Genomic DNA, 14,651 nt, shown 5'->3' with positions numbered 1-14,651 from the left:
ATATATCCAAAAACGGAAAATAACCTTAAAAATGAAAAAAATAACATTATTATTTTTAACAGTACTTCTAAGCTTTAATATAATGGCTCAAAGCTCGTCTACCCAAGCAAAAAAAATATTAGACGAGGTATCTGCAAAAATGGGAGCGTATAAAAATATGTATATTGGGTTTACCTCTACCCTATCAAACAAAGATGCTGGTGTAACAAACGATCCTCCTATTAGAGGTAACATTACTTTAGAAGGCGAAAAATACAACCTACAATACCTAGGAAACGATTTTATTTTTGATGGCAAAAAATTAGTTGTAATTAATCACGATGAAAAAGAAGTTTCAATTACCGATGGTAACTTAGAAGAAGAAGACGGTTTTATTTACCCATCTAAACTACTAACGTTTTATAAAAATGGTTATAATTTTTCTATGGGAAACTTAGAAAATAGCAACGGAAGAAAAGTACAATTTATTAACTTGATACCGATAGACAGTAATTCAGAAATTGCTAAAGTAGCTTTAGGTGTAGATGCCAAAACAAAACACATCTACAAATTAATTCAGGTAGGTAAAAACAATTCTATTACTACTTTTACCATAACAAAATTTAAAAGTAACCAACCTATATCTGATAATTTATTTACTTTCGATAAAGATAAATACAAAAAACAAGGCTATTTAATTGATTAATTTAAATAGCTATTAATGCTTAAAAAGTTTTGTTAGTACCCTAGTGGTCTATTAACAAAACTTTTGTGCGTATTACAACAAACCTTGCTACCTTTGCCTTTGTGAAAATTTTAGACAAATACATACTAAAATCTTTTTTAGTTCCTTTTTTTGCAACGTTTTTCATCATTCTCTTTGTGCTAGTTATGCAAGCACTTTGGCTAGCTTTTGATGACATTGCTGGAAAAGGAATTGACTTAATTTTTATTTTAAAATTCTTGTGGTTTACCGCTTTAATGGTTATTCCGCAAGCACTTCCAATTGGTATTTTGTTATCTTCGATAATGACACTCGGAAGCTTATCTGAAAATTATGAATTTGCTGCAGCTAAATCGGCAGGTATTTCGTTACGCAGACTCGTACGGTCATTAGTGTTTTTTGCACTATTTAGTAGTGTTTTAAATTTTTTGTTTTTAAACTACGTATACCCATATTCAAATTTAAAGCTAATTAATTTAAGAGTAAACATAAAAAAGAAACTACCCGCAATGGCTTTAATACCAGGTAGTTTTAATAGCGAAATACCTAATTATCAAATTAAATTTGACGAACGATATGGCGAAAACAACAATTTTTTAAAAAACGTATTAATATACGATTTATCAGAAAAAAGAGGAAATAAAAAAATAATAACCGCTAAAAGTGGCGAAATTATTTCAGAAGACGGCAGTCGTTATTTAACTCTTATTTTAAAAGATGGGCATTATTTTGAAAATCATATTCAAAACAACACCCCATATAAAAAGCGTAAACGTATGCCCGCTTCGTATGCCGACTTTGATGAGTATAAAATTAACATCGATGTTTCTGCTCTTTCTGGTGATGACTTAGATGATATTAAGTTTACAAAAAATTATAATATGCTAAGTTTAAAGCAACTCAAAGATACAATACCTATCATGAAAGAAAATTATGATGGATTTGTTAACAATCGTGCTAAAATACTCTATACAAGTTCTCAAGCAAAAGAACTACATGTATACGATACTGTACCTAATTATAAAAAATTAAACTCAAACATTGTTGATAATTTTAAAGCATACGAGCAAGCACTTGTGTTAAACAATGCGGTAACCAAATCGAAACAACTTTTAAATGATATTAAATCAAATAAGGAAAATTTAAAATTTAAACGAAAAATATTAAATCATTACGATATTGAATTTTATAACCGAGTAGCTTTTTCACTATCGTGTTTAATTTTATTTTTCATTGGCGCTCCATTAGGGTCAATTATTAGAAAAGGTGGTATGGGATTACCCATGATTTTAGCCATTGCTATTTACATATTGTATTTCTTTTCTAATACTTTTGGACGTAATTTAGCCGAAGAAAGCTCTCTTACAGCCTTTTTTGGCTCGTGGCTTTCAGCTATTTTAATGGTACCTATAGCTACTTTATTAACAGTTAGAGCCACCCAAGACAAAAGTATATTCGATATAAATTCATTCTTATCTCCAATTACATTATTTATAAAAAAGATATTTTTAAAGACAGAAAAAAACACCTAATTATGGCAACAACTACAAAAAAACACACACAACTAAACACCATAGAAGAAGCAATTGATGACATAAAAAACGGAAAAGTTATCATTGTAGTAGACGATGAAGACCGTGAAAATGAAGGTGATTTTGTTGCTGCTGCCGAAAAAGTAACGCCTGAAATAATTAATTTTATGGCAACTCATGGTCGAGGCTTAATTTGCACTCCGCTTACCGAAAAACGCTGTAAAGAATTAGAGTTAAACATGATGGTGCATAATAATACAGACCCCATGGAAACCGCCTTTACTATATCGGTAGACTTACGAGGCAAAGGGGTTACTACAGGTATTTCTGCTTCTGATAGAGCCATAACTATTCAATCTTTAATTAATAGCGAAACAAAGCCTTTCGATTTAGCTCGTCCAGGGCATATTTTTCCTTTAAAAGCTAAAGAGGGTGGTGTTTTACGAAGAACTGGACACACCGAAGCCGCTATTGATTTTGCCCGTTTAGCAGGCTTACAACCTGCGGGGGTTATTGTTGAAATTATGAATGAAGATGGCACCATGGCACGTCTTCCGCAGTTATTAAAAGTTGCTAAAAAATTTAATTTAAAAATTGTTTCTATTGAAGATTTGGTAGCCTATAGGATGGAAAACGACTCGCTAATCGAGAAAAAAGAGGATTTTACTATTAATACTCGTTTTGGAGAATTTCGTCTACGGGCTTATAAACAAACTACCAACAATCAAATACACTTAGCTTTAACAAAAGGTAGCTGGTCGTCGAACGAACCCATACTAACTCGTATAAATGCTACATTAGTAAACAATGATATTTTAGGAGCCTTAACCGATAATGCCGATAAAAAACTAGAACAAATGTTTAATATGATTAATAAAGAAGAAAAGGGAGCTATTTTATTTATTAATCAACAAGCCCAATCACTAAATATTTTAAACCGATTAGCTGTTTTAAAACAAAATCAAAGCGAAGGCAATTTTAAAGCGCCTAGTATTAATTTAGATACTAAAGATTTTGGTATTGGTGCACAAATTTTACACGACATTAACATTCGTAAAATACGTTTAGTTTCAAACTCAAAACAAACCAAACGAGTTGGCATGATTGGATATGGTTTAGAAATTGTAGATTATGTAAATCATTAGCCGTTAATTATGTTAGTAACGGAGTTATTTCAGTACCTGTTTCTAACTCAACAGCTTGTTTGTTTTTACAAAATAATCTAGCGGTTAATTTACCTTTTAACACAATACTATTTCCGTTAACTTGTAACCAACTACCTTCACGTATGCCCAATACGGGGGTATCGTTAAAAACGTGAAATTCTTTAATTCGAGTTTCTCGCGTTTCTCCCATATGTGTAGAGTTTTTATTTGGATCTAAATAGTGGGCATTAATATTAAACGGAATAAAACTTAAGGTTTTAAAACTTGGCGGATATACAATAGGCATATCATTAGTATTCATCATAGTAACTCCGCAAATATTACTTCCTGCGCTAGTGCCTAAGTATGGTGTACCACTTTCAACCGCTTGCTTTAGCACAGCAACCACATCGTTTTTATACAATTGATTTACTAACTCAAAAGTATTGCCACCTCCTGTAAAAATTGCTGTTGCGTTTTGTATAGCTGTTTTAGGGTCTGTGAACTCATGTATTCCTTTTAGTTTTTTACCAATTTTGGCAAATCCTTTCTGGGCAATTTCGGTATACCCGTCATAGGTTATTCCGCCTGGTCGTGCATACGGAATAAATAAAATCGTTTTTGATTGTGAAAAAAAATCGTTTAATGTAGGTAATAAATAATCTAAATACTCCCCTCCATAAATTGTAGAAGTACTCGCTATTATCAATTTTTTCATTCGTTAGAATTTAAATTAACTTGATTATACTGCCGCAAGGTAATATTTTTTATTCCATTGAGTGTATCCCTATCATATTTCCTTCTGTATCGGTTGCCAATACAATAAAACCATACTCTCCTATTGACATTTTAGGTTTAAAAATTTTTCCTCCAGCAGCCTCAATTCTTGACGCTTCAATACTGCAGTCATCACTCATAAAATATACAATAGTACTGTTATTTCCAGCTTCGAACCCTTCCATTTTTACAAGTGCTCCTGATGCTGCATTTTTAGATTCCATATCGGCAGGAAAAAACAACATTTGCATTTCTTCACCAATATCAGGCATAGGCATTTCGTTCATTTTAAGAGCAAAAACTGTTTCGTAAAACGTTCTTGCTCTTGTTAAATTATCAACATAAATTTCAAACCATACTACAGGATTTTTATTTTCCATATTTTCTTGTTTTTTAAAATGAAACCCATTCAAATTTAATTATTTGATTAAACAATATGCTTATATATGACAAAAAATAATATTTTTTGTTGTTTTTTCTTATTTAACTCAACAAATACCTATCATTTCTATATTAAGAAAACAATCCCTTTAACAAAGACTTTTTTAAGAACTTTCCGTTTGTTTTTTATTAACCTCTAACTTTTTCATACTCTTAATAAATTAACAAAAGTTTACAAGGTTTTTAAAACACTTTTAAGAGCTCCCTTTATTTTCTTTGTAAATAAAATGCAATAGGTGTATAAAAAATTACTTTTTCTCTTTTTAATAACCATTACTTCAATAACCGCCCAAAACCGAAAAATATTGTTTGGAAAGGCTCGTGATTCAATTGGTGTTATTAAAAATGCACATATTATAAATTTACAAACTAACCAAGCCACATTTACCAACAATACAGGTCATTTTAAAATTTTTGCAAAAGTAGGCGACTCACTTAAAATAACCTCTATACAATACCAAACAAAAATTTACACAGTTAATAACCTAAGTTTCAAATTTAATGCGTTAGCTATTCTTTTAAAAAGAAAAGTGTATCAATTAAATGAAGTTGTGGTTAATAGTAACAATTTATCAGGTATTTTAGAAATAGACATGCGTAAAACGCCAAAAGATAAAAAAGCAGAAATTTTAAAAAAACTAATGGATTTTTCGAATATTGATATGGACGCCCCTCTAAAAGATGATTATATAAAAAAGCATGTTAAACCACCTATAGTAAAAACTGACCCAACCACCTTTTTTATAGGAATTAGTTTAAAAATACCAATTCTGATTAAACAATCTAAAAATCAATCAAATTTACGTCGCGAATTAGCTTTTAAAAAATCATTCCCTGAGAAAATTTTAAATGAATTAGGTGAAAATTTCTTTTTTAAAGAACTTCAAATACCTAAAAAACACTATTATCATTTTTTAGACTATTGTAATCAGTTAACCATCGAAAAACTGTATAAACAAGGTAAAATGTTAGAAATCATTAAAATTTTACAACAAGAACAAAAAAGCTTCTTAAAAACCATTAAAAAAGAGTAATTTGGCTCAGTAATTGTTTTTTAATATCCTATGAAAACAAAAAAAAGACTACTACTACTATTTATTATTCCGCTTTTATCGTTTAGCTTCCATAGATATTATGTAAGCTTAACCCAAATTCAATACAGCGAAAAAGACAAGTCGCTTCAAATTATTATGAATGTTTTTATGGATGATATTGAAGTTGCTCTTAATAAAGAGTACAAAATTGATGCCCGTTTAACCGATAAAGATGAAGTAAAAAACATAAACACTTACTTTACAAAATACATTAATGAGCACCTAAAAATAACCGTTAACAATAAACCTGTGTCCTATAATTTTATAGGAAAAGAATATGACGGAAAAATTGTATATTTTTACTTAGAAATAGAAAATATTACCGATGTAAAAACCATCGGTATTGAAAATGATGTATTAACGGCATATTTTCCTCATCAAAAAAATCTAATAAAATCAAACATAAAAGGCGAACACCACAGTTTACTCTTAACGAAAAATAATGATAAAGGTTTGTTAAATTTTAAGTAAACTTATCCTTTATTTATTATTTATTGAGTAATTTCCGCCATATTTTTTTATTCTCATAAATCAAATAACTTTCAAAATGAAAAAAGCGACAACACTTTTGCTTTCACTTCTTTTTATATCTGTAGCTGTTTTTTCTCAAAACACAACCCCTACAGATGAAAAAGAACCAAAACAAGGCCATACCGACCAAAATAAATTTCGCCAAATGAAAGATTTGTTGGCTACTCCTAACGACGAACATACTGCCGCAGGAGCTCCAGGTCATGCTTACACCCAACAAAAAGTAGATTATGTGATGGATATTCGCTTAGACGAAAAAAACAATCGTATCTATGGTGAAGAAACCATAACTTATCACAATAATTCTAAAGATAATTTAGAGTATTTATGGGTACAATTAGACCAAAATATGCGGGCACCCGATTCTAAAACGCCTCTAGCTGAATCTAAAGGTGCTAATGGCTTTGAGCCCGTAGAAAGTTTTATAAAAAATAACCTTAGCAAACCTAAAGACTTTGGTTTTAAAATAGAGTCAGTAAAATATGAAGATGGTAGAGAGTTACCTCACACTATTAATCGCACAATGATGCGTATTAATTTACCAACACCTTTAGCTTCTGGTGATACTTTTAAATTTAGTATTAAATGGAATTATTTAATTAATGATATTAATAAAGATGGAGGAAGATCTGGTTTAGAAACTTTTCCTGATGGTAATAACAACTATACTATTGCACAATTTTACCCTCGTTTAGCCGTATATAACAATGTTGAAGGATGGCAAAACATGCAATTTTGGGGGCGTAGCGAATTTGCTTTAGAATTTGGAGATTTTGATGTAAAATTAACCGTACCAGCAGATCATATTGTAGAGGCTACTGGCGTATTACAAAACCCCAAAGAAGTGTTAACACGCGAACAGCGTAAACGCTGGGAAAAGGCAAAAGAATCTTACAAAGATCCTGTATTTATTGTTACTCAAGCCGAAGCTGAAGCAAACGAAAAAAATCATTCAACTGAAACAAAAACTTGGCATTTTAAAGCTGACCAAGTACGTGACTTTGCCTTTGCTTCTTCTCGAAAATATATTTGGGATGCAATGGCTGTTAAAATTAATAATAGAAGTGTAATGGCTGTTTCGCTATATCCTAAAGAAGGAAATCCGTTATGGGAACAACATTCTACTCGCGTTGTAGCAAATACCTTAGAAGAGTATTCTAAATTAACTTTTGATTATCCTTATAACAAAGCGGTTTCGGTACACTCTGAAAGACAAGGTATGGAGTACCCAATGATTTGCTTTAATTATGGAAGACCAAATCCTGACGGAACTTACGATGAAAGAACCAAAAATGGAATGATTGGCGTAATTACACATGAAGTTGGCCATAACTTTTTTCCAATGATTGTAAACTCTGATGAACGACAATGGACTTGGATGGACGAGGGAGTAAACTCTTTTGTAGAAACTTTAGCTGAGTTAGATTACGACCCTAATTTTAACACGGGTAATTTACCAAAAGATATTGTACCGTATATGGGTGGCGACCAACAATACTTATCACCTATTATGTCGCAAGGAGATTACGTACAACAATTTGGCCCAAATGCATACACTAAACCTGCCGCAGGACTATATATGCTACGCCATACAATTATGGGTCCTAAATTATTTGATTATGCATTTAGAACCTACGCCAAACGTTGGATGTTTAAACACCCTACCCCTGCTGACTTTTTTAGAACCATGGAAGATGCTTCTGGAATAGACTTAGACTGGTTTTGGAGAGGTTGGTTTTACACTACAGATTATACCGATATAGGTATTAAAGACGTAAAACCTTTATACATTACCGCTAAAGCAAATGAAAAAACTGAAGCACTTAAAAAAAGATATCCTGAATACTTTAGTCGCTTAGGCAACTTAGTTTTTATGACCACTAAAAAAGAAGATGCCGACGACACCGAATTAAAAAAATATATTGCTTCACTACCAGCAGACAAGCAAACGACACTAAAATCAATTCCAAAATACATCTATCAAGTAGAATTTGAAAAACCAGGTGGATTAATTATGCCTATTATTGTTGAGTTAACCTATGCTGACGGAACTACAAAACGTGAAACTTTTCCTGCTCAAATATGGCGAAAAAATGAAAACAAGGTATATCGCGTATTTTCATCAGATAAAGAAATAAAAAGTTTTGTGGTTGACCCTGATTTAGAAACTGCAGATGTTAATACTGCAAATAACAGTTGGCCTAGAAAAGTAACTAATAAATTTGAAGAGTTTAAAAAGAAAACAAAAGGATAATTTAAATCGTTCCCCCCTTTTAATTCTAATTTAATAAAACCCATCAAAGTTCTGATATATCAAAGAAAAAGTGGTACATTTGCACGTAATTAATTTTTAGCAAACCTCTTATTCTTTCTTAAAAAAGACGAAATTGATTACAAATATGAATGCCCACAATTCTAAAGTTATAGGCGAAGGACTTACATACGATGACGTATTGTTAATTCCTGCCTTTTCAGAAGTACTCCCTAGAGAAGTATCAATACAAACAAAGTTTACAAAAAACATTAGTATTAATATACCTATTATTTCTGCTGCAATGGATACTGTAACAGAATCTGCTATGGCAATTGCCATGGCTCGAGAAGGAGGTATTGGCGTGCTTCATAAAAACATGACTATTGAGCAACAAGCCCAAGAAGTTAGAAAAGTTAAGCGTGCTGAAAGCGGTATGATTATAGACCCTGTAACCTTACCCCTTACTGCTGTTGTATTAGATGCTAAACAAAGTATGAAAGAACACTCTATTGGTGGTATTCCAATAATTGATGAAAATGGTACTTTAAAAGGCATTGTAACCAACCGCGATTTACGTTTCGAACATAATAATAATCGCCCTATTCAAGAGGTAATGACTAGTAAAAACCTAGTAACTGCCCCTGTAGGTACGTCGTTGAAAGATGCGGAGATAATTCTTCAAAAAAATAAAATAGAAAAGTTATTAATTGTTGACGATAATTATAAACTAAACGGATTAATTACTTTTAGAGATATTACTAAAGTTACCCTAAAACCGATAGCAAATAAAGACAGCTATGGTCGTTTACGGGTAGCTGCCGCTTTAGGGGTTACTGCAGATGCAATTGAACGTGCAGAAGCTTTAGTAAATGCTGGTGTAGATGCCGTTATTATTGATACCGCACACGGGCATACAAAAGGCGTAGTAAACGTTTTAAAAAATGTAAAACAAAAATTTCCAAAATTAGAAGTTGTTGTAGGTAATATTGCTACTGCCGAGGCAGCAACTTACTTAGTAAATGCTGGTGCCGATGCTGTAAAAGTTGGTATTGGACCTGGCTCTATTTGTACCACTCGTGTAGTTGCAGGAGTTGGTTTTCCTCAATTTTCAGCTGTTTTAGAAGTTGCTGCTGCTCTTAAAGGAAGTGGTGTGCCAGTAATTGCTGATGGAGGAATTCGTTATACAGGCGACATACCTAAAGCCATAGCCGCAGGTGCCGATACTGTAATGCTAGGCTCTTTATTAGCTGGAACAAAAGAATCTCCAGGAGAAACCATTATTTACGAAGGAAGAAAATTTAAATCGTATCGTGGAATGGGCTCTGTTGAAGCAATGAAACAAGGCTCTAAAGATCGTTATTTTCAAGATGTTGAAGAAGACATTAAAAAATTAGTTCCAGAAGGTATTGTTGGGCGTGTTCCTTACAAAGGCGAGTTAGTAGAAAGCATACACCAATTTATAGGTGGTTTACGTGCGGGTATGGGATATTGTGGCGCTAAAGATGTTAGCACTTTACAAGAAACAGGTAAATTTGTAAGAATTACCGCAAGCGGAATTAACGAAAGTCATCCACACGACGTTGCAATTACCAAAGAAGCTCCTAATTATAGCCGTTAGTTAAATATACATTTAACCTGTTCTTTTTTGTATAGCAAATAAAACTAGGCATAAAGAGCCTCAACCACATTTTTTATAAAACTCGTTTTAGGGTTTGAGTTTTAGCAACGGTTTCGAGCCATTCTTTTTCAGGATTGCTTTCTTTTGTAATACCTCCACCTACATAAATAAAAGCTTTTGCCTCTTTAATTTGCATACAACGGAGATTTACAAAAAGAGTTGAATACGTTTCGTTGATTGCCCCCAGCGGCTTTTCAAAATTTAATTCACCTAAAAAACCAGTATAAAAACTACGGTTATAATTTTCATTTTGTAATATAAACTGCTTTGTTACCTCTTTAGGCAAACCACATATTGCAGGGGTGGGATGTAATGTTTTTATAAGTAATTCGTTTTTATTTTCGTTCGTTATAAAACCATTTGTTTTAAACGCTGCATTAATTTTTGTTTGTAAATGCAACAAATTACCTGCTTTAGCAGTAGTAGTTTTTGAAATATTTAAATTTGAAGTAATTTTGTGTAAATTATCAATAATATAATCGGTTACAAATTGCTGTTCTTTAATTTCTTTAGATTGCCATTTTACATTTGTGGTGCCTTTGAATGCTTGGGTACCCGCAAGCGACATCGTTTCAAACCTATCTCCATCTATACTTAATAATGTTTCTGGAGTAGCGCCTAACCAAAGCCCCACTTTTGGATGATACCAAACATACACCATCGCATTTAAATTATTAGCTAACAACTTTTTATATACTTTTGTCAAATCAAAATCAGACAAAGCAACAACTTCTTCTCTAGATAAAACTATTTTTTTAAACTCATTTTGGTTAATGGCACTAATTGCTTTTTCTACTAATTTTATATGATTTTTTTTTGCCGATGAAGTATCCGGCATAACATGCATTTCAGATTCAAAATGAATAGGCTCAAGTACTAACTTTTCTTTAAAAAAATTAGACTGTTCAATAGGTATTAAAACCGCTGAATTTTCATTATTAAAAGGGGCGAAAACAAAACCACGCTCTTTATAATTACTCGTATAATAAAGCGTTGTGTTTTTTTGAAAAAAAGCCGATAAAAAATTATTTTGCGGTTTCTTATAAACTACAAATGGTAATTTATTTTGAAATGATGTGGTTATTTTTTCTAAAATACTCAAGCTAACAAATTACTTTAAACGTTACTCTAGCTATGTGCGCTAAAAGCTTAATAGTGAGGGTTAATTTTTATTTAATATTATGTTGGTAATTTTACATAGCGATATTAGGTTATTTTCTTCATCTACTATACGAATTTCCCATAAATGAGTAGTTTTACCTTTATGTATCTGTTTAGCTGTAGCAAATACAGTACCTTCTCGCTTACTTTTTACATGATTAATACTTAGCTCAATGCCCTTAACAATTTTAGTATCATCATTTAAAAAATATGCCGACGCCATACTACCAACTGTTTCAGCTAATGCTGCAGAAGCCCCGCCATGTAATAATCCGTAAGGCTGATGCACTCGAGAATTAACTGGCATTTTGGCAGTTATAAAATCACATCCAATATCAACAAACTCAATATCAAGCGTTTGCATTAGAGTGTTTTTATTATAACTATTTAACTTTTCTAAAATTTTTGAAGATTGCATCAATTCAAATTTTTGAAGAGTAAATGTACATATATTTATTGTATTTTTGTGTTAGATAAGTTTAGAACCAAAATGTATAAAATACGCGTAATTTTAGATACAAAGGAAGATGTAATTCGTACTTTGGCAATTGATGAAAAAGCTACGTTAGAAACCTTACATTATACCATAGCAAAAAGTTTTGGCTTTAATGGGCTAGAAATGAGTTCGTTTTATAAATCTGACGACGATTGGAATCAGGGTGAAGAAATACCCCTATTTAATATGTCTGAAGACAATGACGGTGTTTCTATGGCTACTGAAATTTTAAAAAATACCTTACCCGAAAAAAATGGTAAATTAATTTATGTATACGATTTTCTACTGCTATGGACCTTTTATGTAGAGGTTGTAGACATTAATAGCGAACAACTTGCTGGTTCAAAAATTCTTTTATCTATTGGTCAAATACCAAATAAAGCTCCTGAAAAAGAGTTTAAAGCTGACGATGATTGGGATAACGATTCTGATTTAGATGAAGATTTTAATGACTTTGATGACTTTGACGACTTTGATTTTTATCAAAACTAACTTACCCTAACAAATAAAAAAAAGCAGACCTAATAAGCCGAATTCTGTTTTTCTAATAATAGAAATCTTATCATTTATCTAGCACTAAAATTACTTTTAGCGTCTATCTGCCTACCCCTTGAAATCGGGCGAGTAACCCTTAAACTTCAATATACGTGGCATTGCACCGCATAGAGTTTACCTGGTTTCACTACAGCCAAACTGTACTTGCTTTCTGTTGCACTTGTCCTCAACTTACGTTGGACGGATGTTATCCGCTATGCTACTCTGTGGTGTTCGGACTTTCCTACTCAAACTAAATTTGAGTCGATAAGATAGGTCTGCATTTTATTTTTTAAGAACTTTATTTATTTTAAAAAAAAACCACTCAAAAAGATGAGTGGAAAATTGCTATGAAAAAGAAAAAGTGTCTGAAATATCTTTCAGACTTCGCAAAATTAATACACTTTTTTACTTATACAAACTTTTTGATAAAAAATATATAAAGTGTTTTTTTATATTGCGGTGTAACTTAATTTAAGAAAACATATCTTTTACTTTTTCAAAAAAAGATTTATCTGATTGTTTTGGATCGGGTATAAAATTTTCATCCTTTTCCATTTTTTCAAAAAACTGTTTTTGTTCTTTCGACAAATGTTGTGGGGTCCACACATTTATATGGATTAAAAAATCACCTGTTCCATAACGTTCTATACTAGGTAATCCTTTTCCTTTTAATCTTAAAATTTTACCTGATTGGGTACCCGCATCAATTTTAATCTTTACTTTTCCTGTTACTGTTTCAATCTCTTTAGAAGTACCTAAAACAGCTTCAGAAAAATTGATATATAAATCGTAATGGATATTACTTCCTTCACGCTTTAGCGTTTTATGAGGTATTTCTTCAATTAAAACTAATAAATCTCCTGGAATAGAATGTTTACCTGGAGCTTCATTTCCTTTTCCGCCCACTTTTAACTGTACGCCTTCTGTAACCCCTTGAGGCACATTAATTGAAACCGTTTCTTCTTTAACGATCATACCTTGTGGATCGGCATTAGCTGGTTTTTTATCAATTATCTCGCCCGCTCCATGACAGGTAGAACAAGTTGTTGCGGTTTGCATTCTACCTAAAATGGTATTGGTAACCCGCATTTGTTGCCCAGAGCCTTGACAGGTAGAACAAGTTTTATACGTTACACCCTCGGCTTGTACTTTTCTACGAACCTTAACTTTTTTTTCTGTTCCTTGAGCAATCTCTGATAACGTAAGCTTAACTCTAATGCGTAAATTACTTCCTTTTACTCTTGCTCTTCGTTGGGTTCCGCCACCAAAACCGCCACCGAAAGCGCCACCAAAGGCACCGCCAAAAATATCTCCAAATTGACTAAAGATGTCTTCCATGTTCATTCCGCCACCACCAAAGCCTCCTTGCCCGCCTTCAAATGCGGCATGACCAAATTGGTCATAACGTGCTTTTTTATCTTGATCGCTTAAAACTTCATAGGCTTCAGCTGCTTTTTTAAACTGCTCTTCAGCAGCATTATCTCCTGGATTTTTATCAGGATGATATTTAATAGCCATCTTTCGATATGCTTTTTTAATTTCTGCAGGCGTAGCCGATTTTGATACCCCTAATATTTCGTAATAATCTTGTTTTGCCATATTTTATTGCTATTTCTGTAATGTAACAGAATTTAGTATTAAAATTTATCAATATTCTCGTTGAAACGAAAATACTTACTGTTTATGATTGTGCTACCACTACTTTTGGATGGCGTATAATTTTGTCACCCAGTTTATATCCTTTTTCTACACAATCAATAATTTTTCCTTTTAAATCATCTGACGGAGCAGGAACTTGTGTAATGGCTTGATGCGTTTCTGCATCAAAATCATCTCCTTTATTTACCTCTATAGCTGTTAGCCCTTTTTGTTCTAAGGTTTTTACTAACTTTTGATAAATTAAAAACACACCCTTACGCAATTCTTCTGCTTCTTTATCTTCTTCAATATGTGTTAACGCTCGTTCAAAATCGTCTAAAACTGGCAGAATAGCTGTCATTAATTCTTGGCTTGCTGTTTTAAATAATTCTATACGCTCTTTAGTAGTGCGTTTTTTATAGTTTTCAAACTCAGCAAATAACCGTAAATACTTATCTTTTTCAATCTGTAATAGCTCTTCTACAGTTGGTGTTTTTTCTTCTGTTTTATTTTCTTTTTTAGCTGTAGCTTCTTCACTTTCTACATTATCTTCAACAACATCATCTAGCTCAACGTTTTCAGCTTTGCCTTTTAACTCGTCTTCTTTTGTATACTTGTCGTTACTCATAGTAAAATATTTCTATTATTTTATATTGCTTTAGCA

At 32.2% G+C, this 14,651-nt stretch carries 14 protein-coding genes and 1 other RNA gene; 8 read left to right on the top strand and 7 right to left on the bottom strand.

All coding sequences use genetic code 11. From position 1 onward, the window contains the following. Nucleotides 1–31 precede the first annotated feature (31 nt). From AB2B44_RS08925 to ribB, 3 genes are all read left to right on the top strand, one after another. On the top strand, nucleotides 32–685 hold the full coding sequence (locus AB2B44_RS08925) for an outer membrane lipoprotein carrier protein LolA (RefSeq protein ID WP_369049234.1): 654 nt from the start codon (nucleotides 32–34) through the stop codon (nucleotides 683–685). A gap of 65 nt (nucleotides 686–750) precedes the next feature. Next, on the top strand, nucleotides 751–2,235 hold the full coding sequence (locus tag AB2B44_RS08920) for an LptF/LptG family permease (RefSeq protein WP_369049233.1): 1,485 nt from the start codon (nucleotides 751–753) through the stop codon (nucleotides 2,233–2,235). A gap of 2 nt (nucleotides 2,236–2,237) precedes the next feature. Beyond that, nucleotides 2,238–3,380 (top strand): 3,4-dihydroxy-2-butanone-4-phosphate synthase, encoded by a 1,143-nt coding sequence (gene ribB, locus AB2B44_RS08915; protein WP_369049232.1) that lies wholly within the window; start codon nucleotides 2,238–2,240, stop codon nucleotides 3,378–3,380. Between the two features lie 7 nt (nucleotides 3,381–3,387). On the opposite strand, the gene pepE is transcribed toward ribB, so the two are convergent. Further along, entirely contained in the window at nucleotides 3,388–4,098 is a 711-nt protein-coding gene (gene pepE / locus AB2B44_RS08910; protein WP_369049231.1) for a dipeptidase PepE, read from the bottom strand. Between the two features lie 49 nt (nucleotides 4,099–4,147). After that, a complete protein-coding gene (locus AB2B44_RS08905) occupies nucleotides 4,148–4,537 on the bottom strand; it encodes a VOC family protein (RefSeq protein WP_369049230.1) in 390 nt (129 codons plus the stop codon). A gap of 297 nt (nucleotides 4,538–4,834) precedes the next feature. Here AB2B44_RS08905 and AB2B44_RS08900 point away from each other — a divergent pair, with 297 nt between their 5' ends. The 4 genes from AB2B44_RS08900 (at nucleotide 4,835) to guaB (ending at nucleotide 10,095) form a co-directional block, all read left to right on the top strand. Further along, entirely contained in the window at nucleotides 4,835–5,632 is a 798-nt protein-coding gene (locus AB2B44_RS08900; protein ID WP_369049229.1) for a hypothetical protein, read from the top strand. 30 nt (nucleotides 5,633–5,662) lie between these two features. Continuing rightward, the gene (locus AB2B44_RS08895; protein ID WP_369049228.1) at nucleotides 5,663–6,163 is read left to right on the top strand and encodes a DUF6702 family protein; all 501 of its coding nucleotides are present in this window, start codon (nucleotides 5,663–5,665) and stop codon (nucleotides 6,161–6,163) included. Between the two features lie 76 nt (nucleotides 6,164–6,239). Then, entirely contained in the window at nucleotides 6,240–8,477 is a 2,238-nt protein-coding gene (locus tag AB2B44_RS08890; protein WP_369049227.1) for a M1 family metallopeptidase, read from the top strand. Between the two features lie 145 nt (nucleotides 8,478–8,622). Further along, nucleotides 8,623–10,095: an IMP dehydrogenase gene (gene guaB, locus AB2B44_RS08885; RefSeq protein ID WP_369049226.1), complete on the top strand. Its 1,473-nt coding sequence runs from the start codon at nucleotides 8,623–8,625 to the stop codon at nucleotides 10,093–10,095. A 73-nt stretch (nucleotides 10,096–10,168) separates the two neighbouring features. On the opposite strand, the gene AB2B44_RS08880 is transcribed toward guaB, so the two are convergent. Both AB2B44_RS08880 and AB2B44_RS08875 read right to left on the bottom strand, forming a co-directional pair. Then, on the bottom strand, nucleotides 10,169–11,257 hold the full coding sequence (locus tag AB2B44_RS08880) for an isochorismate synthase (RefSeq protein ID WP_369049225.1): 1,089 nt from the start codon (nucleotides 11,255–11,257) through the stop codon (nucleotides 10,169–10,171). A gap of 60 nt (nucleotides 11,258–11,317) precedes the next feature. Continuing rightward, nucleotides 11,318–11,734 carry a PaaI family thioesterase gene (locus AB2B44_RS08875; protein WP_369049224.1) on the bottom strand — a complete coding sequence of 139 codons (417 nt, stop codon included), beginning with the start codon at nucleotides 11,732–11,734 and terminating at the stop codon, nucleotides 11,318–11,320. A 72-nt stretch (nucleotides 11,735–11,806) separates the two neighbouring features. Here AB2B44_RS08875 and AB2B44_RS08870 point away from each other — a divergent pair, with 72 nt between their 5' ends. After that, nucleotides 11,807–12,304: a hypothetical protein gene (locus tag AB2B44_RS08870; RefSeq protein WP_369049223.1), complete on the top strand. Its 498-nt coding sequence runs from the start codon at nucleotides 11,807–11,809 to the stop codon at nucleotides 12,302–12,304. Between the two features lie 17 nt (nucleotides 12,305–12,321). Here AB2B44_RS08870 and rnpB read toward each other — a convergent pair. The 3 genes from rnpB to AB2B44_RS08855 form a co-directional block, all read right to left on the bottom strand. Then, nucleotides 12,322–12,630: RNase P RNA component class A (gene rnpB, locus AB2B44_RS08865), an RNA gene on the bottom strand. Between the two features lie 190 nt (nucleotides 12,631–12,820). Further along, on the bottom strand, nucleotides 12,821–13,948 hold the full coding sequence (dnaJ, locus tag AB2B44_RS08860; protein ID WP_369049222.1) for a molecular chaperone DnaJ: 1,128 nt from the start codon (nucleotides 13,946–13,948) through the stop codon (nucleotides 12,821–12,823). 82 nt (nucleotides 13,949–14,030) lie between these two features. After that, nucleotides 14,031–14,615 (bottom strand): nucleotide exchange factor GrpE, encoded by a 585-nt coding sequence (locus tag AB2B44_RS08855; RefSeq protein ID WP_369049221.1) that lies wholly within the window; start codon nucleotides 14,613–14,615, stop codon nucleotides 14,031–14,033. Nucleotides 14,616–14,651: the final 36 nt, after the last annotated feature.

This window comes from Tenacibaculum sp. UWU-22, assembly GCF_041021355.1.
Lineage (GTDB): Bacteria > Bacteroidota > Bacteroidia > Flavobacteriales > Flavobacteriaceae > Polaribacter.
The sequence above is the reverse complement of the archived record's forward strand: the minus strand, read 5'-3'. Positions and strand labels throughout refer to the sequence as shown.